This is a genomic window from Pradoshia sp. Z3_51, assembly GCF_058215915.1.
Window position 1 is genome coordinate 358,660 of sequence record NZ_JBZAJC010000004.1, and the last position, 26,118, is coordinate 384,777.

At 38.7% G+C, this 26,118-nt stretch carries 22 protein-coding genes and 1 riboswitch; of the genes, 15 read left to right on the forward strand and 7 right to left on the reverse strand.

Annotation, left to right across the window (positions count from 1 at the left end; translation table 11 throughout):
* Positions 1-46 precede the first annotated feature (46 nt).
* The 8 genes from AC4BHA_RS11015 to AC4BHA_RS11050 all read left to right on the forward strand — a co-directional run bounded on the left by AC4BHA_RS11015 (position 47) and on the right by AC4BHA_RS11050 (position 8,091).
* Positions 47-388, forward strand: coding sequence for a c-type cytochrome (locus tag AC4BHA_RS11015; protein ID WP_077248104.1), 342 nt, complete (start codon positions 47-49; stop codon positions 386-388).
* A gap of 343 nt (positions 389-731) precedes the next feature.
* Positions 732-1,418 carry a cell division ATP-binding protein FtsE gene (ftsE, locus tag AC4BHA_RS11020; protein ID WP_066106856.1) on the forward strand — a complete coding sequence of 229 codons (687 nt, stop codon included), beginning with the start codon at positions 732-734 and terminating at the stop codon, positions 1,416-1,418.
* Positions 1,408-2,301 carry a permease-like cell division protein FtsX gene (ftsX, locus tag AC4BHA_RS11025; protein WP_066106086.1) on the forward strand — a complete coding sequence of 298 codons (894 nt, stop codon included), beginning with the start codon at positions 1,408-1,410 and terminating at the stop codon, positions 2,299-2,301. Before ftsE ends, ftsX begins: the two co-directional genes overlap by 11 nt.
* A 99-nt stretch (positions 2,302-2,400) precedes the next feature.
* On the forward strand, positions 2,401-3,651 hold the full coding sequence (locus AC4BHA_RS11030) for a murein hydrolase activator EnvC family protein (protein ID WP_490558617.1): 1,251 nt from the start codon (positions 2,401-2,403) through the stop codon (positions 3,649-3,651).
* Positions 3,652-3,864: 213 nt separating this feature from the next.
* A complete protein-coding gene (locus tag AC4BHA_RS11035) occupies positions 3,865-4,971 on the forward strand; it encodes an AimR family lysis-lysogeny pheromone receptor (protein WP_066106093.1) in 1,107 nt (368 codons plus the stop codon).
* Between the two features lie 4 nt (positions 4,972-4,975).
* Positions 4,976-5,101, forward strand: coding sequence for a hypothetical protein (locus AC4BHA_RS11040; RefSeq protein WP_490558618.1), 126 nt, complete (start codon positions 4,976-4,978; stop codon positions 5,099-5,101).
* A gap of 105 nt (positions 5,102-5,206) precedes the next feature.
* Positions 5,207-6,643: a S41 family peptidase gene (locus AC4BHA_RS11045; RefSeq protein ID WP_148630627.1), complete on the forward strand. Its 1,437-nt coding sequence runs from the start codon at positions 5,207-5,209 to the stop codon at positions 6,641-6,643.
* Positions 6,644-6,915: 272 nt separating this feature from the next.
* Positions 6,916-8,091 (forward strand): PDZ domain-containing protein, encoded by a 1,176-nt coding sequence (locus AC4BHA_RS11050; RefSeq protein WP_180349980.1) that lies wholly within the window; start codon positions 6,916-6,918, stop codon positions 8,089-8,091.
* A gap of 90 nt (positions 8,092-8,181) precedes the next feature.
* Here the strand turns inward: AC4BHA_RS11050 and AC4BHA_RS11055 are convergent, their stop codons facing one another.
* A complete protein-coding gene (locus tag AC4BHA_RS11055; protein ID WP_490558619.1) occupies positions 8,182-8,793 on the reverse strand; it encodes a PH domain-containing protein in 612 nt (203 codons plus the stop codon).
* 244 nt (positions 8,794-9,037) lie between these two features.
* Here AC4BHA_RS11055 and AC4BHA_RS11060 point away from each other — a divergent pair, with 244 nt between their 5' ends.
* Both AC4BHA_RS11060 and AC4BHA_RS11065 read left to right on the forward strand, forming a co-directional pair.
* Positions 9,038-10,192 carry an FtsW/RodA/SpoVE family cell cycle protein gene (locus AC4BHA_RS11060; RefSeq protein WP_490558620.1) on the forward strand — a complete coding sequence of 385 codons (1,155 nt, stop codon included), beginning with the start codon at positions 9,038-9,040 and terminating at the stop codon, positions 10,190-10,192.
* 637 nt (positions 10,193-10,829) lie between these two features.
* Positions 10,830-10,914, forward strand: a riboswitch (cyclic di-GMP riboswitch).
* A 36-nt stretch (positions 10,915-10,950) separates the two neighbouring features.
* Positions 10,951-11,076 carry an anti-repressor SinI family protein gene (locus AC4BHA_RS11065; protein WP_148630634.1) on the forward strand — a complete coding sequence of 42 codons (126 nt, stop codon included), beginning with the start codon at positions 10,951-10,953 and terminating at the stop codon, positions 11,074-11,076.
* A 132-nt stretch (positions 11,077-11,208) separates the two neighbouring features.
* Here the strand turns inward: AC4BHA_RS11065 and AC4BHA_RS11070 are convergent, their stop codons facing one another.
* The 6 genes from AC4BHA_RS11070 to AC4BHA_RS11095 all read right to left on the reverse strand — a co-directional run bounded on the left by AC4BHA_RS11070 (position 11,209) and on the right by AC4BHA_RS11095 (position 18,887).
* Positions 11,209-11,529, reverse strand: a complete 321-nt coding sequence (locus AC4BHA_RS11070; RefSeq protein WP_139892193.1) for a helix-turn-helix domain-containing protein — start codon at positions 11,527-11,529, stop codon at positions 11,209-11,211.
* A 167-nt stretch (positions 11,530-11,696) separates the two neighbouring features.
* The gene (locus AC4BHA_RS11075; protein WP_490558621.1) at positions 11,697-12,641 is read right to left on the reverse strand and encodes a cation diffusion facilitator family transporter; all 945 of its coding nucleotides are present in this window, start codon (positions 12,639-12,641) and stop codon (positions 11,697-11,699) included.
* 767 nt (positions 12,642-13,408) lie between these two features.
* The gene (locus AC4BHA_RS11080; protein WP_139892194.1) at positions 13,409-15,349 is read right to left on the reverse strand and encodes a glycoside hydrolase family 15 protein; all 1,941 of its coding nucleotides are present in this window, start codon (positions 15,347-15,349) and stop codon (positions 13,409-13,411) included.
* Between the two features lie 36 nt (positions 15,350-15,385).
* Positions 15,386-16,210: a carbohydrate ABC transporter permease gene (locus tag AC4BHA_RS11085; protein WP_140461786.1), complete on the reverse strand. Its 825-nt coding sequence runs from the start codon at positions 16,208-16,210 to the stop codon at positions 15,386-15,388.
* Entirely contained in the window at positions 16,211-17,506 is a 1,296-nt protein-coding gene (locus tag AC4BHA_RS11090; protein ID WP_490558622.1) for a carbohydrate ABC transporter permease, read from the reverse strand.
* Positions 17,507-17,606: 100 nt separating this feature from the next.
* A complete protein-coding gene (locus tag AC4BHA_RS11095; protein ID WP_490558623.1) occupies positions 17,607-18,887 on the reverse strand; it encodes an ABC transporter substrate-binding protein in 1,281 nt (426 codons plus the stop codon).
* Positions 18,888-19,153: 266 nt separating this feature from the next.
* On the opposite strand from AC4BHA_RS11095, the gene AC4BHA_RS11100 reads away from it, so the two are divergent.
* From AC4BHA_RS11100 to AC4BHA_RS11120, 5 genes are all read left to right on the forward strand, one after another.
* Positions 19,154-19,381, forward strand: coding sequence for a CsbA family protein (locus tag AC4BHA_RS11100; protein WP_066106119.1), 228 nt, complete (start codon positions 19,154-19,156; stop codon positions 19,379-19,381).
* Between the two features lie 196 nt (positions 19,382-19,577).
* On the forward strand, positions 19,578-21,554 hold the full coding sequence (gene uvrB, locus AC4BHA_RS11105) for an excinuclease ABC subunit UvrB (RefSeq protein WP_490558624.1): 1,977 nt from the start codon (positions 19,578-19,580) through the stop codon (positions 21,552-21,554).
* Positions 21,555-21,561: 7 nt separating this feature from the next.
* Positions 21,562-24,432 carry an excinuclease ABC subunit UvrA gene (uvrA, locus tag AC4BHA_RS11110; protein WP_490558625.1) on the forward strand — a complete coding sequence of 957 codons (2,871 nt, stop codon included), beginning with the start codon at positions 21,562-21,564 and terminating at the stop codon, positions 24,430-24,432.
* A 211-nt stretch (positions 24,433-24,643) separates the two neighbouring features.
* A complete protein-coding gene (locus AC4BHA_RS11115; RefSeq protein ID WP_490558626.1) occupies positions 24,644-24,967 on the forward strand; it encodes a magnetosome magnetite crystal formation protein family in 324 nt (107 codons plus the stop codon).
* Between the two features lie 34 nt (positions 24,968-25,001).
* Entirely contained in the window at positions 25,002-26,102 is a 1,101-nt protein-coding gene (locus AC4BHA_RS11120; RefSeq protein ID WP_490558627.1) for a DUF4097 family beta strand repeat-containing protein, read from the forward strand.
* Positions 26,103-26,118: the final 16 nt, after the last annotated feature.

Consider the following 26,118-nt stretch of genomic DNA (forward strand, 5'->3'; position numbering starts at 1 on the left):
AAATAAGGGCATACAAATGTTTTCCTAATATTGGGAGGGGACTTCCTTGAAGAACTATTTGCATTTTGGCATAGCAGTTGTTATCATTGCCCTTGTTGGTTGTGCAACTCATTCGGGTACTGAGAAAAATGAAACAGCCTCATCCACTCCGATTTCGATTGCTAATGATGGAAGTGAAGCGGCAAAGATTTATGAACAAAAATGTTCAAATTGCCATGGAGACACACTTGAAGGCCGAATTGGTCCTGGGTTGGTTTCTGTAGGTGAAAAATTATCCGTGCAAGAAATTGAAGCAATCATTAATGATGGGGCACCTGCCATGCCAGGCGATTTGATTGCAGAGGATGATGCTAAAAAAGTGGCTGAATGGCTTAGCAATAAGCAGTGAAGTATTTTAATAGAATTTACCAAACCGGAGGAGATTATCTTACCGGTTTCTGTTTGTCCTTTAATTAATTGAATAGGTTAAATGACCTCTTCTTTAAGATTGCAACTTGAGTACAATGAACCACAGGCATAGTTAATACTATATTTACGGTATCTGACAAAAAAGGTAATAGAGTTGAAATATAAATGTAATATAAACGTGGTTTTTCTGACATTTTATGATGTTATAATAAAATCGTGACAAAAGATGGATTTTTCCATCATAAAACAAGAAATAACGACACCTGTCGATAAAGCATAGAGGTACTATACACAACATGAAGGTAGAAAAAGGTGAAAACGACATGATAGAAATGATTAATGTTCAAAAGACATATCCTAATGGCGTTTCAGCAGTCAAGGGCCTAAATGTAAAAATCAAATCAGGAGAATTTGTTTACGTTGTTGGGCCAAGTGGCGCAGGGAAGTCTACATTTATTAAGATGATGTACCGCGAAGAAAAACCGACAAGTGGTACGATCATGATCAATGGCAGGAATATTGCCAATATCAAAAACTCGAAGGTGCCTCTTTTAAGAAGAGATATCGGGGTAATTTTCCAGGATTATAAACTGTTGAATAATCTTACAGTCTATGAAAATGTAGCCTTTGCTCTGGAAGTAACAGAGGAAAGACCACAGGTCATTAAGCAAAAGGTTATGGACGTGCTTGATTTAGTTGGTTTAAAGCATAAGGTTCGTATGATTCCAACTGAATTGTCCGGTGGAGAACAACAAAGGGTAGCGATTGCCCGATCCATCGTTCGCTCGCCTAAGCTGGTAATTGCAGATGAGCCGACTGGTAACCTGGATCCAGAAACATCATGGGAAATCATGAAGATTTTCGAAGAAATCAATAGTCTCGGTACAACAGTTGTGATGGCAACGCATAATAAAGAGATTGTTAATACACTACAACATAGAGTTATTGCGATAGAGAATGGATACATCGTGCGTGATGAACAGAAGGGGGAATATGGCTATGAACTTTAGAACCTTCCTCCGACATATAAAAGAAAGCTTCAAAAATATTGGCAGAAACGGCTGGATGACATTTGCTTCTGTCAGCGCCGTAACAGTTACACTATCTTTAGTTGGTGTATTTGTTGTTATTATGATGAACTTAAATAACTTTGCCAGCAGCATTGAGAGTGATGTTGAAGTACGTGTCCATGTGGATCGCACTGCTACTGAAGAACAAAGGATTCAACTTGAGAGTAATCTAGAAAAATTAGGGGAAGTAGATTCTATTACTTTTTCCCCGAAAGAAGATGAATTAAACAACCTGATTGAAAATATGGGTGATCAGGGAAGTGCCTTTGAACTCTTTGAGCAGGACAATCCTCTGAACGATGTATATATCATCAAAACATATCGCCCTGACGATGTCGCAAAGGTTGCGGAAGAAGCAGGAAAAATGGATTATGTTGAAACTGTCAAATACGGACAAGGCTTCGTTGAAAAAATGTTTAAAATAGTCGATACATCACGGAATGTAGGGATTGTTTTAATCGCAGCCTTGTTATTTACGGCGATGTTCTTGATATCCAATACGATTAAAATTACCATCTTCGCAAGAAGACGTGAAATTGAAATTATGAGATTAGTAGGTGCCACAAATGGATTTATCCGTTGGCCGTTTTTCCTTGAAGGATTATGGCTTGGCATCATGGGATCTATTATTCCAATAGCGATTATTGCTGTAGGGTATAAGTTCCTTTACGATAATTTTGCATTAGGTTTAACCATTGATTACATGAGCCTACTTCCATACAATCCATTTATCATTCAGGTCTCCCTATTGATTGTCCTGTTTGGAGCTTTGATTGGTATTTGGGGAAGTTTAATGTCGGTTCGTAAGTTTTTGAAAATATAACCATCTAAATTTCAAACATTATCAATTGTGCCCCTTGTAACAAAGGGGCCTACATAGAATAGACAGATTGTGTTACCTAGTATGAAAGGGGAAAGTCACGTGAAGAAGACCATTGTTGCATTAAACACAGCGCTAGTGCTGGGTTTTGCTGGCCTCTTTGGAGGCAGTGTTCAAGCAGCATCCATTGATTCTTTACAACAAAAGAAGAATAACATCCAAGAAAAGAAATCAGCTGTTGAAACAGATATCTCAGAAGCAAACGGTAAAATCAATCAGATTGAATCTCAAAAAGCTGAAGTAAAAGCAGAACTTAATAAATTACAAAAATCAATAACTGAAACACAAGAGAAAATTAAAGAGAAAAATAGCCAAATTACTTCAACACAAGAGAAAGTTACAAGTTTAAAAGAAAGCATTAAAGAAATTGAGGCCAGAATTGAAACTCGCAATGAGATTTTAAAAGAACGGGCTCGCTCCTACCAGCAAAATGGTGGAGGAGTGAATTATTTAGAGGTTGTTTTTGGAGCCAGCAGTTTTGGTGAATTTGTTGAACGTGTAGGTGCTGTATCCACTATTATGCAAGCGGATAAGGATATCTTAACGGAACAAGAAAATGATAAAGCTGACTTGGTTGCAAAAAAAGAAGAAGTTGAAGATAAGCTCAATAAATTAAATGCAATGAAACAAGAGCTGGTAACTATAAATGAAAAGCTTGATGGCCAGAAGGTCGAAAAAAATAAATTAATGGCTATTCTAAAATCCGAACAGGCTGAACTTGAAGAAGAAAAACTAAGCCTGGAGGAGGAAAAGCAATTATTGGCGAGTCAAGCAGAAGCTGTGAAAAAAGCCATTCAACAAGAAAAGAACCGTCAGGCAGAAGAAGCTAAAAAGGTTTCTGCAAGCACAGGCGGGGGAAATGGTAATACAGTATCTGCGCCGGCCATTACGTCCGGTAAATTTATGCGCCCTGCAGCAGGATATGTATCCTCAGGATTTGGCGGAAGATGGGGAAGAAACCATAATGGGATTGATATTGCCAAGTCAGGTACAGTTCCAGTCGTAGCTTCGGCAGCCGGTGTCGTAACAAGGTCAAATTTTTCAAGTTCCTATGGGAATGTTATCTACCTGTCGCACTATATAGATGGACAAGTTTATACAACAGTCTATGCCCATTTGAGATCAAGAAATGTTTCTGAGGGTCAAACAGTAAGTAAGGGCCAACAAATCGGAATCATGGGAAATACGGGTCGCTCATTTGGACAGCATTTACATTTTGAATTATACGTAGGTGAATGGACTGCTTCTAAAAAGAATGCTGTAGATCCATTGAAATATTTAAGTGGTATGTAAGTTGAAAGATGCACGTAACGCAGTTCTATATTGAACTGCGTTTTTTTATTCATGGGGTAAATGTGAATATGCTAGCAAAGAAACCCGAAATATGTCGGTTTACCTACTATTTTGGTGGATAAATAAAGTGTACTATTTAGACAATGCCTGCTAAAATTTGTATTATGGTATAAAATTTTACAAATAGTGAGGTGTGGCATGGAGGGTGTTATTTTGAAGGATTATCTGATCAAGGACGATCAACAGTTTACTGATTTTATCAGTAAACAAAAAGAACTCTATGATCCTACACAAATCGATTTACATAGTATTATATTTTCACTGAATGATTTATTTCCTAATAACTATGAAAAACAGAAATATTTTCTGAAGGAATATTATATCAATTGCAGAGATGCTATAAAACCTCACATTTTAATGGAATACTTTACGATGCAGGGGGATACGAAAGAAGTAGAATCCCTCCTTCAAACTGAGAGAGAATTCGACAGTCCGGAGATGAGGACATGGCTCTCAATCTATTCCATCCTAAGTAAGCGAAGAGATGGTCTTTTAACTGGTACGGATTTAATTGATGCCATTTTTAAGGTGAAGAATACGAGTAATGAAACGCTTATTCTTTCATTAATTATTCATCTATATGGAATCAGTGAAACAGGCCTATATGAACCTTTTCATAAGGTCAGGCGTGTTATCGTACCAATGGTTGAATTAATGGATAATGATTTCCTGCGTGAATCATATTCAATCCGTTTGGCTGAGATGGAAGTTCTCACCTACCTGTATATGAATAAAATTGATCTCTGCAGAGAAAAATGCATGAAAGTGATTGAAAGACGCGAATTGGAAGTATATTTTCCTGTTATCTATTCCGTTTTCTATCACACATTGGGTCAATCCTTTATGTTTGAAAATTATCAGGTGGCAAAATACTGGCTAAATAAATCAATGGCTACTTTAAGTTCCCTGCCAGCCGATATACAATCCAAAAGGATGAGTTTTTTAATAAATACTATAGAGTTTTTGAACTCTTTTTGGGGAGTCGATACTGACTCAATACCAAAGGATGAAGCAGAAAAAGCCCATCGCTATCTTGTAACAGGACGAACAGAAGAGGCTTTGCATATATTAGATAATCTGAAAAAAGAGAATGGGTATTTAACTTCGTATCAGCTGTTTTTTTATAGCATCGCAACTGATAATGAAAAATTAATGCAAGTTGCCAGAGATGTTTTTACATCAAACTCAAACTTTTTTTATCTTCAACTATTGAACTCCGAGAATGTACATAGATACAAAGCAAGATTGGGAGGTGAATAGGTTTATGAAGCAAATAGCTGGGTTTGTCATCACGTTATGTATACTGACTTGCGCTTTTGGAAGTGCTGCAGTATTTGCTAAAGATCCAGGACCGATTGCTCCGGGTGCCAGTCAAAAATTAGATAAATAATCATACTATGTACAAGCCTTTCATACTGTATATAGTAGGACTAAGCATTGCACATTTATACGTGCAGTGCTTTTTTAATTGATAGAACTATGAAAGGAGCGATCTATGAAAAATAAATGGTACTGGTTATTTTCTGTAGCCATCTTTCTATTAGTTGTTACAATCGCTGGCTTGTGGTGGAAGTATGTGACATTGGAGAATACGCTTGAATCGAAGAATCAAAAAGAGAATCAGGCTGATTCCTGGCCCCAGTTTGATAAAGTACGACAGGCATATGATATTATTACGTCTAATTACGTAGAGCGTATAGATGGAGGGCAGCTGACTGAGGGAGCTATTAAAGGGATGCTTGGGGAGCTCAAAGATCCATATTCGGTATATATGGATGAAGAGACTTCGTCACAGTTTCAACAAACATTGGATTCCAGGTTTCAGGGAATTGGAGCTGAGATAAGTTTTATGGACGGGAAGTTTATCATTGTGTCACCATTTAAAAATTCCCCGGCCGAACGATCCGGTATAAAACCTGGTGATGAAATTATCCGTATTGATAGTAAGGATGTTAAGGGATTGGAACTATATGATGTTGTTTCCCTGATACGTGGGAAGATTGGAACTAAAGTGACGATAGACATTAAAAGAAACGGCAATGATCAGCCAATCACGTTTTTAGTGGAGCGTGATGAGATTCCGATTGAAACAATCCACACGGCTATAAAGAAAGTAAGGGATAAAAAAATTGGTTATATCCAAATCACCTCATTCAGTGAAGAAACTGCAGAGGATTTTCTGGAAGATCTAAAAGGTCTGGAAGAGGATAAGGTGGATGGACTTTTGATTGATGTAAGGGGAAATCCTGGAGGACTGTTAACAAGTGTTCAGGAAATCCTGGAGGTATTTGTAACGAATGAACATCCTTATATTCAAATTCAAGAGCGAAATGGCAAAAAGAATAAATTTTTCTCTACTTTAAAAAGTGAGAAGGAGTACCCGATTGCTGTGCTTATTAATAAGGGAAGCGCATCAGCTTCAGAAATATTTGCCGGTGCCATGCAGGAAGCGGAAGGTTATCCATTGATTGGCGAGAAAACATTTGGAAAAGGGACTGTTCAGCAGCCTGTTTCAATGGGGGATGGTAGTACCATTAAGTTAACCTTCTATAAATGGCTGACACCAAATGGTACGTGGATTCATAAAAAGGGTATTGCTCCGACGATGTCCGTTCATCAGGATAGCTACTATACCTTACAGCCCCTTGTTGTTACGGGAGACCTGCGGAAGGATATGAATAATAAACAGGTGAAGACACTGCAGCAGATGTTAGAGGGATTGGGATATGCACCAGGGCGTACAGATGGTTATTTTAGCAGTAAGACAGAGAAGGCTGTCCTAGCCTTTCAGCGGATGCATAAATTGCCGGTTACAGGGAGTGTTGATCAGGATGTCGCAGCTAAGCTCCAGCAGGCCGTAGTGGATAAGATTAAGGATGAAAAAAATGACCGTCAGCTGCAAACTGGTTTAAGTTGGTTGGCCCAGCAATAGCATTCGGGTCATGGTATGAGAATATAAAGTGCCTTGTTTTCTTAAAGGTGAATATCAAAAAAGTGAAGGCTATGAGCCTTCATTTTTTTGTATGCTGATTCATCCATTATTATTGTAATTCGTTACCGATCCTTTTGTTTCTTTGCAGGGAGGACATCTTAGAAGTTCTTGGTGAGTTTTGTAGTATAGTGACTATCTGAAAAGAATTGATAGGAAAGGAGGGGGGGATTTGATAGAATATTAAGTAAGTGTATGCGAGGTTGGTGATTAATTTGTGGGAAACGTGGATAATTGAAATTGCAAAAGGAATAGGCGAATTGTTTTTACACCCGCTTTTCTATGTGGGATTTATACTTACATATATACTTGGCTCCATGAGGGTCAAACAGGAAAGAAAACTGTTTCATGTCCGTGTAGAGGATTCTATGATTGAAATGAAAGAATATATTGTTCCTAGTTTAGTATGGGGACTCATTCTATCGGTCATCACTGGGCTACTCGGCTTAGCTGTACCATTTGATTTCATTGTAATCGTAGGAATCTTCATGTTACTGATTAGTGTAAGCATGCAAATCAGATTTCTTTCCCCGGCCTATACAGTTGGATTGGCCTTTCTTGTTATCTATATTTTATATGTAACAGGGTTTGAGGGCATCCTGAATAACAGCTATTTTCTATTTGAGCAGGCGATTTATCCTTCAATAGCTGTTTTAATAGGTTTATTGATTATTACAGAGGGAGTATTAATTCGGAAAAGAGGAGCTATTCAAGTTTCTCCTTCAGTTGAAAAAGGAAAGCGCGGTCTCTATATTGGAACGCAAACAACAAAAAGAGTTTGGCTGGTGCCGGTCTTATTATTTATTCCTAATGGAATGTTGAATGTTAGCGGAGATTTTTGGCCTGTCTTTTCATTTGGAGGAACGGATTGGAGTCCTATTCTGGTGCCATTTTTTATTGGGTTCTCCCTTAAAGTGAAAAGTAATTTGATGGGCAATGTGGCTGGAAGGCTTGGAAACCATGTAGCTATCCTAGGCATCATTGTATTAGCTCTGGCTGTAGCTGGAAAGTGGTATCCGATTGTCAGTTTAGCAGCTGCCATTGTTGCAATCCTTGGCAGGGAAGTCATACAGTTTGTGTATAAAAATAATGAAAATCAATCGAATGCTTTCTTCACTTCAGGAAAAAAAGGCTTGATGATCCTAGGTGTACTTCCGGAATCGCCGGCAGAGCGAATGGGTTTAAAAGCAGGGGAGCGTTTGACCCGTGTGAATGGACAACAGGTTTACAACTCTGAGCAACTTTATGAAGCCTTACAAATCAATCGTGCTCATTGTAAGCTGGAAGTCTATGATACGAATGAGCAAATCAGGCTTGTCCAAAATGCCTTATATGAGGGAGACCATCACGAATTAGGTATTTTGACAGTTGATAGTGAACTGAAGAGGTAGAAGCTTTAGTAATAGTATGAATGAAATAAAACAGTGGTCACAGGCTTACATCTGTGACCACTGTTTTGTTTAGTTTTCGGATCATACTATTCAAATATTCCTGGACTTATTCAAAATAATATTCCCTACTCTAATCAACTGGTCCTGATCAAATATTTCATCAAATTCCAATCTACGCTTACCATATTGGATTTTTAATCCTCTTTCTAATAGTCCATCCTTGAACCAGTTGACGTTTCTAACGGTCTGATACCTGAATCTTTGTATTACACTGAACCTCTTATTAACAAAAATTATTCTTTTATTGGTAGGAATTAAGTATCCGAAAATTTCCTTCTTACTGTTTTTATCATATTCACAGTAAATGAAAGCCAAAGCCTTCTCATTAGGTTCAAAAACACGTTGAATAAGGGTTCTAAAGAATACTTTATTCCTTTTAATTTCGTTATATTCATAAGGGGAGTAATTTTGGCCGTTATGTTCCAGTAAATTAGCGATGATGGCTTCTATTTCTCTTCTTTCCTGTTCTTCCCGTTCCCTTTTTAACCGCTCTTTTTCCTGTTGCTTTAGAAGGCGAGCGTGTTCCTTTTCAGCTCTCTTTTGTTCAATGCCGGCTTTAACATCGGCGTATTTTTCTTTTTTTGTAAACAATTTAATAAGCATATCTTCTACTTTATAAAGTATGGTTTGATAAATGTTCATTTTAGCCCTCTTAACTATTCTTTTTTTTGCGCTATCAATCCTCTTGCTATTGTACTAATTGTCTCTTCCCATGCTTCATTATAATCTTCTCATTAATGATTTCAAAAGGACTCTGATCAGTTTTCAGCCTTAATTTCATTTGTGTAGTCGTAAATTCTTTTGTAATAATAGTATTGGTTTTTGTAATATTTGTAATACATAACGAGCGGATGTTATAATATGGAAAAACAGTAGGGGTCATTTAATGAATTTAAACAAGGTTCGTAAGAGTTATTTTGATCTGGACTTATTGTTGATTATCTTTGTTTTTATGGGCATCAGCTGTTTCTATATTTATAGTGCACAGAAGTATTTACCTTATGGAAATCCATTTGCAATAAAGCAGGCCATTTATTTTTGTATAGGACTAATCCTGACATCGGTTGTTTATTATTTTGATTTGAGCCAGATTAAGAGAATGTCTATCTATCTATATCTTTTCGGAATCGGTGTATTATCTTTCCTTCTAGTCGCTCCTGAAAGTATTGCGGAGGAAACGAAGGGGGCAAAATCCTGGTTTCAACTACCTGGTTTTTCTGTGCAGCCTTCAGAGTTTATGAAGGTATTTCTCATTCTTTTTTTGGCAAAAATCATAGTCTCCCATAATGATAAATTTATGAGAAATAAATCTCTTAAATCTGATTTCATCTTATTGCTGAAATTAGGATTGGCTGCAATTCCGCCTCTTGGATTGATTCTCTTGCAGCCCGATGCAGGTACGGCTATGGTAATCGCAGCTATTTTAATAGGCATGATTTTTGTGTCCGGAGTGAATTGGAGAATCATTTTCACCTTGATTTTAACAGGGATTTCTGCCGTGGTTACGCTGGCTTACATCTATCTTTATCATACAAAACTATTACTAAGCTTTTTAGGAGAATATCAAATAAATCGGATACACGCCTGGGTTGATCCATTTAATTTTAGTGAAGGCTATCAGCTTAAAAATTCCATACTTGCCATTGGATCAGGAATGGATTCAGGCAGAGGCTTTAACAATGGTGTTATGTATGTTCCGGAAGCTCACTCGGATTTTATTTTTACCGTAATTGGAGAAGAGGGAGGATTTATCGTTGCCAGTATGGTCATTGCTCTTTACTTCATTATGATTTATAAAATAATTGCAATTGCCACATTAAATAAGGGACAGTATGAACGGTATATCTGCATAGGCATCGTTTCCATGCTCTCCTTTCATATCTTTGAGAATATAGGAATGGTCTTGGGACTTGTTCCGATTACTGGCATCCCTTTACCATTGCTGAGCTATGGAGGGAGCTCAGTATTGGGAACTCTTCTCGCTTTAAGTATTGTGTTAAATATATCTGCAAAGACAAAGACCTATATGTTTTCTAAATAATAATTGTCAATCCTCTCTGTTGTGAGAGGATTTTTTTGTAATCAGACATCTGGATGCGCCATATAGATTGATACATAAGAGATTTATTTAAAGGAATAAATAGTATAAGAGTTTGTTCTGGAATTATTTGACTGTTAAATAAATAGGTAGTAAAATGTTCTTAAAAAAGAACGTTTCTATACTTAATAAAGGATATTAAGGATTTAGACCATTAGTCCTTATTCAGGACTTAATCACCATCATTATATGCTATTTTTTTGATATTGTTGTTCTTTAAAACGAACATTTAAGGAGGATATTATATATCGTAAAAATTGTTATATCTGCCATCGAGCTTCTTATAGCAGTTGTGAAATGGGTGAATGGCTATGTCCTTCCTGTGGGAATGATTTAACCAAACAACAGGTGTTAAGGGGCGTAGAGTATTCGCAAAATAAACAAATCTATTATGAAAAATATCAGATGGAAAAGGACAAATTTCATTTGTTTTCGACATAAGTCTGGTTTAGAAACGGCATATATCATCCTTTTTACCTATATTTGTAGAAAAATGAAGGAAAATATACCCAAAAAATGTTTGAAAATTACAAACAGTGGCAATAAAATAGTTAGTAAGCAATTATACTAATGAAGAGCTGACAGTAAAGGGCAAACTTATTGAAAAATAAGGACGCAAAGTCACAGATCTAAGGTTTAATTACTATGATGGCTGGACTACCTGAAATACAGGAGAGTATTTTAGGGAGGAGATATAATTGATGTGTACCGTTAAAGCTGAATTGGATCAAGAGTGGGTAAATCTTATATTGATCGCCCGACAAATAGGATTTACCAAAGAAGAGATTAGGAGCTTTATAGAGAGAGAAGGAAACGCACAGGAATGAGGGTGAATATATGAAATGCCTCGGTTTCAGTTGAAGTTCGGGGTATTTATTTTGCTTTCTTAAACAAGAAAAAACACTTACAGCTATATAAGTGTTTTGGGAATTCTAGTATTTATTTTAAGGCCTTTCTATTCAATCTTTCTTAATACGCCATTTATTAAATTCAATAAACTCTCTGAACTGATCTTTGGATACTCCCGAATTCATTGCTTCTTTTATTAACTCTGCCCAGTCCTCATCAAGATTGGTCATGTCTGGTTCATCGTGTAAGAGAGCATCTAGCGGGATATTTAGTACAGCTGCTATCTTTTCAAGAAATTGAACGGAGGGATTCACCTGTATATTTCTTTCGAGTGAACTTAAATAGGACTTTGCTACTCCCGCCTTCTCCGCTAGCTCCGTCATAGACATCTTTTTCTCTTTTCTAATTCTTTTAACACGATCACCGATCATATTTGATTCCCTTTCTAGATAAAAGATTGCAAATTATGTAAACATTACCTTAGCTGATAGAATTATTATAATAGTTAGAACCTTCACATTCAATTGCTTTTTCTAAATGATTCGAAAACAGACCGCCAACTACTTTTTTAGATGCTAGATTTTCGTTGCAGAATAAATTAATTACATGTATCATGCGGATTCTTTTCTAGAATGTTTTGTCCTTCGATTTGAAATGTACAATGTTCAATCTGATGATTGTTCTTTAACCAATTCTGTAATTGAATAAGAATTTCATCACGGTCCACTTTTTTCTCAACGACAACATGGCAGCTAAGTGCAGGGAAACCGGATGTGATCGTCCAGATATGTAAATCATGCACATCCAGAACACCCTCTATACTCATTAGACTTTTTCTTACCTGCTCGATTTGGATGCCTGTCGGAGTACCCTCCATTAGAATATGATAAGAGTCCTTTAATACACGCCATCCGCTAACTAAGACAAGAGTTGCTACGATCATGCTGGCAATCGGATCTGCCAACTTCCAGCCGAACAGAATGATTAAGATTCCGGCAATGATTGCGCCGACTGATCCAAGTAAATCCCATAATACATGAAGGAAGGCTCCTCGCATATTCAGATTTTCCTCTGTATCACCTCTCATCAAGATCCATGCAACCGCTAAATTGACAATCAATCCAATTAGAGCAATCCAAAGCATATTGTAGCTAACCTCTGGCGGCACTCTAAAACGTTCAATTGCCTCCCAATAGATAAAAAAGGAAATAATGATTAAAGTCATGCCGTTTATAAATGCAGCTAATATTTCGAAGCGCTTATAGCCATAGGTTTTGGAGTAGTCAGCAGCCTTTTCTGAAAGTTTAAAGGCAAATAAGCTTAATCCCAAAGCAGCTGCGTCGCTGAGCATATGGCCAGCATCGGAAAGAAGAGCAAGACTGTTGGTCCAAATCCCGCCAATCACTTCTATAATCATGAAGGCAAATATTAAACTAAAGCTAATCGCAAGGGCTTTTTTATTTGCATTATGATGATGATGATGATGATGATGGCCTCCGCTTTCGTGACTATGATGATGACCATGGTGATGATGCCCACTCATTGTAAACTCCTCCAATCTCAGGATTTATAGGTATGTTTATAAGCCTGTGTTCTGTTGACTATTTAATCGTATTATATATGTTATGCCCCCTCTTTATTGAATATCTATCATGAAATAAATACCTGATTTAGTTTCAGCAAATGGTTCAATTTTATTTTCGGTTTATTTGAAGTATTTTTTAGACGAACGAAATTATTTAAATATTGTTATTTTATAATACTACCTAAGTATAAATCATAATGATTGCAATGTTCATTAGCTTTTTTTTCCTTGATGGCAGATTTAGAGGGGTCTCAGCTAATCCCGGGAATCTATAATCATCCAAATGAATAAAGGGGTTATGAATGTTTCGGAAGGTATGCAGTTGATTATAGTTCTTTTCATATGTGTTCTGAAAAGTTCGGAAGCTGCCTCTGAAATAGCCGGAACGTGTAATTGACAGTATTAAGAAATCAATAATCAGATATATATTAACTCAAACAAATATCGAGAATAACCATAGATTAAGTGATGATACTCAGGGTATTGCTGAAAAGGTTGCTTGTCTATAGTATATCCATCCAGTCAGAGATGATGGCTTAAGTTGTTTCAGAAGATCAGAAAGTATATCCATATAAAATGAAAGGATCTTCTGGCCAATATAGACCTGAAGATCCTTTTTGCATAGTTTATCCACAGGGGGAAATTTACTTTGCTTATTAAATGTTATGAATAAACTGTGATTACCGTGTATAAGTGTGTGGACAACTTGGCTTATCCACAGGCGGTTAAAGTTCTATTCCATTCTCTTTCATTTCTAAAACAGTCAAAATGAACATAGCGTGTGACCAAGTAAGCGGTAATACCCAGGCAGGTCTGCCTGTAATTTTGTCAATTTGCTCTGCTAAAAGATCCAAATCAGTGGCATGATCGACGACCCATTTAAATAATTTCTTTGCTTCAAGCTGTTTATTAATGCGAATATAATAAATCGCGAGCCAGAGCGTCGATATGATCCAAGGGTCACCACTAATATAGATATCCCCCGGGAAGCGTTCGATACCGCCAATAATCTTGGAGCGGCACAGTCGGTCAATGGTGGCAGCTGTTTGTTTCATTTTTGGATCATTGGCATCAATCATATTGAAGGGTACCTGAAGGCCAAGTAAACAGATATCGATGACATCATCCCTGACCTGACGATAGATTGGATATCCCTTGGCATCATATTCCTTTGAGACATCCTTGCCCTGGGCTTTCTTATTTAAGTAGGCCGGTTCATCGAGTCTTAAATGGAAAGCTCGGAAAAACGCTTCATTCGTCTCATTGTAGCCAATCTGCATGATAGTCTTTTTAATAGCTGCTGCAGTATTCCTATAAAGAATAGCTTTTTCGGGATGACCTAATTTCTCGGCCCATTCAGAAGATCCTAACAGCCCTCCATATACTGCGGCGGCTGAATAAAAGTGTTCAGCTTCTCTTTTTTCCCATATATCCATGCTAGGAAGAGGAAGATGGGTGATGGGATCGATAAACTTAGTAAGGAAGTCCGCCCCTTTTTCCATGACTGGCCACATTTCAACTACAAAGTCCTCATCACCGGTAATTTCATAAAATTGATGGAGTCCCCACAGAATGGAGCCTGTTTCATCAATTTGCAAGCCCCAGGCAGGAGCTAAATGTCCGTCTAAATAGTGGCGCTGATCCCATTTTCCTTCCTCATCCTGAAGAGTTCTGGCAAATCGGTAAAACTCTTTAACCTGTCTGTGATAGCCTGCACGAGCATATGCAGTGGCGGTGTAGGCTGCATCACGACCCCAGCAATAGGAATATCCACCTGAAAAGGCATATTCCTCATCTACCTCAGGGGCAGCAATGAAACCGCCATTTTTATTATTCATTAAATGAAACATAAGTAAAGAACGCTCATAAATTTTCTTTGTTCGTTCATCTTTAATTTCAACTGGCTTCGCTTGATCCAAATATTCATACCAATAGTGCAAGGTCTCCTTGAAATGTTCGTCAAAGGGAATCTCTTTTACATCCTTTAAGATGTCAATCGCTCCTTGAGAGCCGTTGCCTGCTGCAATATAAAGCGTAATGGATTTTTCCTCGTTGGGATCGAGAGAAAGCGGATCATATTCAATTCCACATGATGATTTATTGGCAATTCTTTTACCCCTAAGAATACCGTCATTTAGCTCCTTAAATGTAGCTCCACATTGAAATTTCTTAACGTTATGAGTGGAGCCAACTGCAAATCCATATTCTCTGTGGTAATGGGTAAAGCTATCTGTATCTTCCTCGAACATAACAGTTTGATAGCGTCTTTTTTCATCAATCATAAAATCGCTGTAAACTACGAAGCTTATATTTTGTGGACGATCTGATAGATTTTTAAAGGTAAAGTGCCGAACATAGACATCTTTTTTGGGTAACACAAAATCGAGCTGTCTGATAGACAAGCCAGAACCGCCGAGTGTGGATATGGTTTCTAAAATGTTCGTGCGGTTCATATATGCTTGTTTATGATTCCAAACATTCTCATGAAGGAAGAAGGTCTTTACCGAGCCTTCAATGCCGCGAATACCTGTATAAAATAGATTTAGATGCTGGGGAAAATCGATATTTGGCCATGTGATCCTTTGCGCCTGCCCATCTTTTGTTAAAGATACCAGCATGCTTGAATTACCAATGATTGCTTCTGTAATATACGGTTTTTTTTCCAACAAAATCCCCCTCAACGTTGAAACAGTACATTCGTTTTATCCCTTCACTGATCCTGATGTCAAACCGGATACTATTTTTCTTTGGAAAATCAACACCAATATAACAATTGGAATGGTGACGATGACAGTTGCTGCCGTTATATCACCCCAAGGAATGGTGTAATCACTTTGGTAAAGGGATATACCTACTGGTACAGTTCGTGCTGCTTCTTTTGAATTAATAGTTAAAGCAAATAAATATTCATTCCAAGCTGCGATAAATACAAGGATGGCTGTCGTAAATACGCCGGGTGCAGCCAATGGGAAAATGATTCTTCTAAAGGTTTGAAATGGTGTAGCACCATCCATCTTCGCTGATTCCTCAAGATCCTTTGGTATTTTCTGAAAGAACGTGGATAATAGCCAAATAGCCAAAGGTAAGCTGAATGTAATATAGGGAATCACCAACCCTGTATACGTATTACGTAAATTGAAGTCGGTTACAAAGTTATAGATTGGTGAAATAATAGCGATATGCGGAAACATAGATGATGCGAGTATTACAGCAAATATAATACCCTTTCCTTTAATCGGTAAACGTGTTAACGCATAAGCTGCAAATGATGCAAACGTTATGGCGATTACGGTCGTAACGGTAGAAACGATTAAACTATTTTTCATGTAACCGAGCAGGGGCCTTGAAGTTAAAGCAGATTTATATGAATCTAGAGATGGATTCTTGGACCACCATTTATACGAGGCAAAAATTTCACCCGGTTCTTTTAAGGATGTAAGAAAGACCCAGAGAAATGGGAACATGATAACAAAGATAAAAAGAGCAATCGACACATAGAAAAGTATGGTTTTTACAGGCTTCTTCATTTAATTTTCCCCCTTTCCGTTTATGCGGTCTCCAAATAGGTCAGAACCTATGAATTTAATGTAAATCAGGCTGATAATCGCCACTGAAACAAACACAATCATCGAGAGGACGGAGCCTTCGCCGAAATTTTGTTGAGCGAATAAGGTTTTATATGCATATATGGTAATCACTTCTGTTGAATTTGCAGGTCCGCCGCCTGTTAAGACGAAAATGAGGTCAAATACTCTGAACGCATCAAGTGTACGGAAGAGCAGGGCAACAAGAATGCTGGATTTTAATAAAGGTAGTGTTATTCTGCGGAATTGGTACCACTTGCTTGCTCCATCGACTGAAGCAGCTTCATAAACATCCTTGGGGATGGTCTGCAAGCCCGCTAACAATAACAAAGCCATATAGGGTGTTGTTTTCCATATATCCGTTAGAATAACAGACGCCATCGCTCCGACACCTGTGCTTAATAAATCCCCGGCGTTTGAAATAATATGAAGCTCTTCGAACAAGTGGGCGATAATGCCTGATTGCCCATCATAGAGGAACATCCACATCATCGCTGATACAGCGGTAGGGATCGCCCAGGGAATTAATACAACTGCTCTGACCGCACCTCTGCCAAAGAACGCTCGATTAATTAATAAGGCAATGGCTAATCCAATCACCAATTCAAAAAAGACTGTAATAACTGTGAAAATCATCGTATTGGATAACGATTTCCACATGCGTGCATCAGATAGGTATTTACTGTAGTTACCTAACCCAACAAAGTTTTCCTTCAAAATAGAATCAGAGACAGAAGCAGATAAAGCAGCTGTATCCTTTGCAAGTTCTGACTGCTCTCCCTCGATCGCTTTCAATTCACCACTGATGGATTTTAAATCAGCTTTATAGGCTTCTGCTGTATCCTCATTAATGGAGGCATATTTTTCATCTTTCTCCTTAATAGGTTCAAAGTTGGCAACCTTTTTCTCTACATATTCATATTGCTTTTCGATATCGGATTCATTTAAAAGTTTTTGATGATTTTTTTCAATGAGTTCTGCCCATTGGATGGATTTATCGCTATTCAATTCTTCTAGATTTTTTTGTAGATAATAATAATCAGTGGCATACCGTTCAAGGTCAACTTGAGAAGATAGCATTCGTACGGATTTCTCTGGAGTATTCAATCGATAATCAAACATACTGTTCCAAAAAGACATGGCAATTGGATAGAGAACAACAATTCCAATTAGTATAAGAGAAGGGATAATCATGGCATATCCTAATTGTCGTTCGGATAGCGAAAATTTCTTTTTCATATCATTACTCCTTTCAGGATGGACTTCAAAAGCTAAAAAATAGGAGACAAGCTTTTGTGCCCATCTCCCTCCCATTGCCGTTCCTATTAGGCTAAGTTATCTATTCCTTCAATGCAGCCTTCATTTTCGATTCCATATTTTCAATGGCTTCATCAACTGTAATATCCTTTGTTAATGCTTTAGAAATTTCGATTTGCAAAATATCCGATATTTCCTGGTAATTTGGAGTAACCGGCCTAGGTACAGCGTTTTCTAGTGTTTCAACAAAAGACTTTTCTTTGAAAACAGGAGCCGCATCCTGTACTTCCTTATCCTCATATAAAGCTTTTATGGTTGGAGCACGTCCGCCTTCGGTCGCAGAGATTTTTTGTCCTTCTTCCCCAGTCATGAATTTCACAAATTCCCATGATTCTTTTGGATGATCAGTATAGCGGTTAATCATGGCCATATAGCCTCCGAGTGTCGAAGCTGAGCCTGAATCACCAGCAGGCAAGGAGGTAAAGGCAAAGTTTCCAGCTACCTTTGAGGTACTTTTATCAGCAGCTGTTTTTTCCATATAGGGCCAATTGCGTGCGAATACAGTTTGGCCTTCTTTAAAGGCAGATTCAGTTTCCGTTTCGGTAAAAGTTAAAATGTTATTTGGCATGAAATCTGCGTTTGCAATTTCAACCATTTTACTAAGTCCTTTTTTGGCTTCTGGACTGTTAATGACGACTTCATTGTTTTCATCGATGATTTTGCCGCCGTAGGAGGCAATGAATTCCATGGCGTTCACAACAATACCTTCATATTGCTTTGCTTGGAAGACAAAGCCTGAGCTTGTGCCTTCTTTCCCGTTTCCTTCTTTAGCCATTTCTATTAACTCATCCCATGTTTTTGGGGGTTCGCTAACCAAATCTGTTCGATAATAAAGAATACCGGCATCTGAGTATTTTGGCAGAGCCCATTGCTTGCCTTCAAATTTCCCGGCTTCAACTGGACCGGGGAAGTAGTCTTCGAGATTAATTTTATCCTGATCGATGAAGCGGTCTAATTCCATCGCGTAGTTAGCCTGGGCGAACTCTGCCGGCCAAACAACATCTGCATCAAATACATCAATTTCAGCACTTTTACTACTGAATGCGGTTACATATTGATCGTGCTGTTGAGTAGAACTATTCGGCATTTCCTGATAGTTTACTTTAATATTGGGATGTTCTTTCTCGAATGCCTCTATCAGTTTTTCTGTACTGCCTGTCGTATCGACTCCTCTGGCATATGTAATTTCGACTGTTTTTGAATCGTTCTCATCGGTAGAGGTTTCTTCGGTATCGGAACATGCTGTTAACGCAATCCCTAATAGAGCAGCAGAAGAGATGGATAACCATTTTTTAAGTTTCATATTTCCCCTCCTATTTAATAGATACTTACTTTCCTTATAAATTCCTTTAGATCTGGTTAATGAAACCTAATTTTGGATAAATTTTCATACATGATCCTAAAGGCCTATGAACACATTTGAAGTCAGAGGGGTGCCAAATGGAGGGCCAGTCAGCGATTAACTTAGTATCCTGCTGGATTAATCACATGAAATGTAATATATTTGTAGCTGAATAGAATTGCTGGAAAATAGCTGCGTGATTCCAGAGGAAGCAGGTGAGACCTCAGATGAAGATTTTAATAGCTCTTTTAGCTCCAGGTTTATTAGTTGTGCTCTTTTCAAGAGTGACATATAGCTGCATAGTCGGTTTATGTTTAACTGTTGCCCTAATCGCCGCATCAGCGTATAAAGGCTATACATCATCCTGGCCTCTGATTATAATTGACGCATTTTCATTAACGGCGGGGTATTGGTATTCTCAGCGGATGATCAAAAGAACACCTAAAAGTGCATAAACAACAGACTGAGTCTTCCGCAATATTGAGGAAGACTCTTTTATTTTTTTGCAGGATGGGCATAAATGATATTATTAAAGTTAAAAAAAGGGAATGTTTGTTCGCTTTTTATTGGTTTGTTTATAGATGATTGTGGTAAAATATTGTTATCAAATAAAACGAGACTTGAGATGAAAATGATGAAAGGGGCTTTTGTGTGAGTAAACAATTTGAATTGGTTTCCAAGTATACTCCTCAAGGAGACCAGCCAACTGCAATTAAAGAGCTAGTGAATGGAATTAATAATGGCGTTAAGCATCAAACGCTGCTTGGCGCTACTGGAACCGGAAAAACATTCACGATTTCAAACGTGATAAAAGAGATTAATAAGCCCACCCTTATCATTGCTCATAATAAGACGCTTGCTGGACAGCTGTACAGTGAATTTAAAGAGTTCTTTCCGAATAATGCAGTCGAGTATTTTGTCAGTTACTATGACTACTATCAGCCTGAAGCGTATGTACCTCAGACTGATACCTTTATAGAAAAGGACGCCAGTATTAATGATGAGATAGATAAACTGCGCCACTCTGCAACATCTGCATTATTTGAGCGGAAGGATGTCATTATTATTGCCAGTGTGTCCTGTATTTATGGCTTGGGTTCTCCAGAAGAATACGGGGAAATGGTTTTATCCATACGAGTTGGCATGGAAATGGAGCGGAACCAGCTATTACGTAAATTGGTCGACATTCAATATGAACGAAATGATATTAACTTTCAACGCGGAGCATTTCGAGTAAGAGGAGATGTAGTAGAGATTTTTCCGGTCTCAAAGGATGAACACTGTGTACGTGTTGAATTTTTCGGCGATGAAGTGGAACGGATCAGAGAGGTGGATGCGCTGACTGGAGAAATTATCGGCGAAAGAGATCATGTAGCTATCTTCCCTGCATCCCACTTCGTTACAAGAGAAGAAAAGATGAGGATTGCTATTCAAAATATTGAGACGGAATTGGAAGAGCAGCTCACCTTTTTAAGAGGTGAAGGAAAGCTTCTCGAAGCACAGCGGTTGGAGCAAAGAACCCGTTACGATCTTGAAATGATGAGAGAAATGGGCTTTTGTTCAGGAATCGAGAACTATTCCCGACATCTGACCTTAAGGCCGCCGGGCTCTACCCCCTATACCCTTATTGATTATTTCCCTAAAGACTTTTTAATGGTTATAGATGAATCCCATGTTACAGTCCCGCAGGTTCGCGGAATGTATAATGGAGACCGCGCCCGGAAAGAGGTACTTGTCAATCATGGTTTCCGTTTGCCGTCCGCAATGGATAATAGGCCTTTGCAATTTCAGGAGTTTGAAGAACATGTCAACCAGATTGTTTATGTGTCTGCTACACCGGGGCCTTATGAACAGGAGCATTCACCGGAAATGGTTGAACAGATTATCCGTCCAACAGGACTGCTGGATCCAACTATTGATGTTCGCCCGATTGAAGGTCAAATTGATGACTTGTTAGGGGAAATAAACGAGAGAATCACAAGGGATGAGCGTGTCCTAATCACTACATTGACTAAGAAAATGTCTGAGGATTTAACGGATTATTTAAAAGAGCTTGGCATCAAGGTTCAATATTTGCACTCTGAGATTAAAACACTTGAACGAATCGAAATCATCAGAGATCTGCGTCTTGGAAAATATGATGTGTTGATTGGAATAAATCTACTGCGTGAAGGGATTGATATTCCGGAGGTCTCACTCGTAGCTATTCTTGATGCGGATAAAGAAGGATTCCTGCGTTCAGAACGGTCTCTTATTCAAACGGTCGGCCGTGCTGCCCGTAATTCGAATGGTCATGTTATTATGTATGCAGATAAAATAACGAATTCCATGGAAATAGCGATTTCAGAGACTAAACGGCGCCGTGCGATCCAGGAAGAGTATAACAGGAAACATGGCATCGTTCCTAAGACGATCCAGAAGGATATTCGCGATGTCATTCGGGCCACTCATATAACGGAAGATGAAGAAGAAAAAGCTGCAAATAAATACGAGAAACTTACCAAGAAAGAGCGCCAAAAAGTAATTGCAAATATGGAAAAAGAAATGAAGGAAGCAGCCAAAGCGCTTGATTTTGAACGTGCTGCCGAACTTAGAGATTTAATTTTAGAGTTAAAAGTGGAAGGATGAACATAGGATGGCACTTGATAAAATTGTAATTAAAGGGGCCAGGACCAATAATCTTAAGGATATTGATGTGACAATCCCCCGGGATAAGCTGGTTGTACTGACGGGTTTATCCGGTTCCGGAAAGTCCTCTCTGGCTTTTGACACAATCTATGCGGAGGGACAGCGCCGCTATGTGGAATCTCTTTCCGCATATGCCCGGCAGTTCCTCGGCCAAATGGATAAACCGGATGTTGATTTGATTGAAGGGCTGTCTCCGGCGATATCAATTGACCAAAAGACGACAAGCCGCAATCCTCGTTCAACCGTTGCGACAGTGACAGAGATTTATGATTATATGCGTTTATTGTATGCCAGAGTCGGCAAACCAGTCTGTCCTGTGCATGGGATTGAAATTACATCTCAAACGATTGAGCAAATGGTAGACAGAATCTTGTCCTATCCAGAACGCACGAAAATGCAGATTCTGTCTCCGGTTGTAACAGGCAGAAAAGGTACCCATGTCAAAATGCTTGAAGATATTAAAAAGCAAGGGTATGTCCGTGTCCGTGTAAACGGAGAAATGTATGATTTGGATGATGATATTCGTCTGGATAAAAATAAAAAGCATACGATTGAAGTGGTCATCGACCGGGTTGTCGTGAAAGAGGGAATCAATGCCCGCTTAGCTGATTCACTTGAATCTGCACTCCGTCTGGGTGATGGTAAAGTTATCATTGATGTAATAGGCGAGGAAGAGTTGCTTTTCAGTGAGCATCATGCCTGTCCGTATTGTGGATTTTCAATTGGGGAATTGGAGCCTCGGATGTTCTCGTTCAACAGTCCATTTGGCGCCTGCCCAACATGTGATGGATTGGGCTTTAAAGTAAAAGTTGACCGGGCTGCCGTAATTCCTGACCCGGAATTAACATTAAGGGAGCATGCAATCGCTCCATGGGAACCTACCAGTTCTCAGTATTATCCTAAATTGCTTGAATGTGTATGCAATCACTATGGTATAGATATGGATGTTCCAGTCTCTCAACTACCGGAAAGCCAGCTTGATAAAATTCTTTATGGCTCGGATGGGGAGAAAATCTATTTCCGTTACGAGAATGATTTCGGGCAAATACGGGAAAACAGAGTGGAATTTGAAGGCGTATTGGCTAATGTAGAGCGCCGGTTTAAAGAAACGAGTTCAGATTATACACGCGATCAGATGGAAAAATATATGGCCGAGCAGGCATGTCCAACCTGTAAAGGCTATCGCCTGAAGAAGGAAACAATGGCGGTATTGATAGCAGGACAGCATATTGGCGAGATTACGGCCCTCTCTATTAAAGATGCTAACGATTTCTTTGAAAATTTGAATCTATCCGAGAAAGATATGAGTATCGGCCGTTTGATATTTAGGGAAATCAAAGAAAGACTGGGCTTTTTGAATAATGTTGGCTTGGAATATCTGACATTAAACCGAGCAGCCGGTACACTTTCAGGAGGAGAAGCACAGCGAATTAGATTGGCTACTCAAATCGGCTCGCGCTTAACAGGTGTTTTATACATTTTGGATGAACCTTCAATTGGTCTTCATCAACGTGATAATGACCGATTGATTGCGACGCTGAAAAGTATGCGTGACATCGGGAATACGCTTATTGTGGTGGAGCATGATGAGGACACGATGCTGGCAGCGGATTATTTGATTGATGTCGGTCCTGGAGCAGGAGCGCACGGCGGTGAGATTGTCTCAGCAGGTACGCCTGAAGAAGTGATGGCAGATTCTAATTCCTTAACGGGCCAATATTTATCAGGGGAAAAATTCATTCCTTTGCCACAGGAACGCAGAAAGGGCGATGGACGATTAATCCAGATTAAAGGTGCTAAAGAGAATAATCTAAAAAATGTAAATGTATCTTTTCCGCTTGGGACATTTGTAGCTGTTACAGGAGTATCCGGATCAGGTAAAAGTACATTAGTGAATGAAATTCTCCATAAATCATTAGCTCAAAAGCTGCACAGGGCGAAAGCGAGACCAGGAAACCACCGCGAGATAAAAGGTGTGGAGGAACTGGAGAAAGTGATTGATATTGACCAATCACCAATCGGTCGTACGCCGCGATCCAATCCGGCAACCTATACAGGTGTGTTTGATGATATCAGGGATGTGTTTGCTTCCACAAATGAAGCGAAGGTCCGTGGATATAAGAAAGGCCGTTTCAGTTTCAATATTAAAGGCGGACGCTGTGAAGCATGCCGTGGAGATGGAATCATCCGAATAGAAATGCATTTCCTTCCGGATGTCTATGTTCCTTGTGAGGTTTGTCATGGAAAACGGTATAATCGTGAAACATTGGAAGTAACCTATAAAGGGAAGAATATTTCTGATATTTTAGATATGACAGTAGAAGAAGCACTTCAGTTCTTTGAAAATCATCCGAAAATCAAACGGAAGATCCAAACCATTTATGATGTTGGTCTGGGATATATTAAGATGGGTCAGCCTGCCACAACACTATCCGGCGGAGAAGCGCAAAGGGTTAAGCTGGCGAGTGAATTACACCGTCGCTCCAATGGCCGCTCACTCTATATTTTGGATGAGCCGACAACAGGACTTCATGTTGATGATATCTCGCGTCTCTTGGAAGTATTGCAGCGCTTGGTTGATAATGGCGATACAGTGCTTGTCATTGAGCATAATTTAGATGTCATTAAAGCAGCTGATTATTTAATTGATTTAGGTCCTGAAGGTGGAGAAAAAGGCGGAACCATTTTGGCTACCGGAACACCGGAGGTCATAGCGGAGACACCTGAATCTTATACAGGAAAATATTTGAAGCCCGTTCTAGAACGTGATCGGGACCGTATGAATAATAAAATCAAGGAAAAGCAAGCCGCCAGATAAAACGGCTTGCTTTTTATCCATATCCGGCGTATTTGCTTCAGAGAACTTACTCATACGTTTGCCCGTGCACCTTTAGAAAACTCATAGATTAACGATTTCTGGCCAGGGTATAATCGAAAAGTTACCATTTTCCAATTGTTGTAAGGTATTGTTGATATATAAGAAACTTTCTTTCAATTTATACGTACAATTAGGAGAGGTGTCTGTATCTATGACAACAACTAATCGATTTCTGGCTGCTCTATGTTATTTCAGTTTCTTCTTTTTAGGCTTCATCTTTCCTACGGTTATTTATTTAGTAGCTGTAGATGATTTTGAGCTAAAAGGGCATGCTAAACGAGCTTTAATCTCACATCTATTTCCATTCGTCATGGGCATTATCGTGTTCTTTGTATTTCTAACTCAGCTTGCCTCGAGTTCGGAAATAACGGCCTTGCCCTATACTGCTATACTGGCTATGTTTCTTTTCGGTTTGATTAGCTTTATTGTGATGATTTGGAATGTCATTCAGGGTATTAAACTAGTAAAGGATTGATAGGTACATACCATGGAAAAGGGAGCTGGTAAGAATGAATCAAGAGAAAAAAAGAATTTTGGAAATGGTGAAGGAAGGCTTACTTAACGCCGATGAAGCATTATTATTACTTGAGCAAATTGAAAAGAAAGACAAACTGATTAAAGAAGATGAGCAAAGGACAGAAACCAGTGAATTATCAACGGTTGTAAACCAAAGTGAATCAGAATATAAGGGGTCACCATCCAAAAAGTCTGCATCCACAATGGATAAACTATTAGGAATCGTAGACGATGTTGTTAAAAAGATAAAAGATGTAGATTTTGACCTTAATTTTGGCTCAGCGGTTGATATCGAGCATATTTATCATCATGATCATGTATCTTTGCGTAAAATAGATGTCGATCTGGCAAACGGCAGTGTCCAGTTCCTCCCATGGGATAAGGACGAGATTAGGATTGAATGCCAGGCGAAGGTGTATAGGGCAGAAAATACGACTGAAGCGAGAGAAAAACTGCTTAAAGAAGTAACTTATTCGCTTGAAGAAGGAAGACTTCGATTTGCTGCACATGATAAATCGATTAAATTACAAGCAATCATTCGAGTACCAGACAATCGCTATGAGGAATTGAAAATTCGACTATTTAACGGAACAATTACCGGTGAAAATGTTAAAGTCGATACGGTCATGACCAAAACGGGTAATGGGCAAATTCAATTTACGGATTTGAATGCAAGAGAAGCAGAATTTGAGACAGTCAATGGTATTGTCAATCTTAAAGGATTTGATGTAGGCGAATTGGAAGTCGAAACGATGAATGGTGCAATCCAAATCCAGGGAGGCTTCCGAAAAGGAGATTTCCAGACGATTAATGGAAGCATTCAATGTGAACAAACTGGCCGTTATGGAGAAACGATCCGAGCTAAGGCGTCGGCAGGAAGTATTAATCTGCAAATCCCAGTAAATACTGGTTGTGATGGGGAGTTAAAATCCAATCTCGGCAGTTTTAATATTGACCTGAAGGGTATTCACATCATTGAGGAAAAAAGTGATGTGGTCCAAAAAATGCTCCGATTCAAGTCAGAGGGTAATTATGAGGAATCCATTCATATTTTGGCCGAATCAAGAGCCGGTAATATTAAAATCAAACATTAATCAATACGTTAATGGA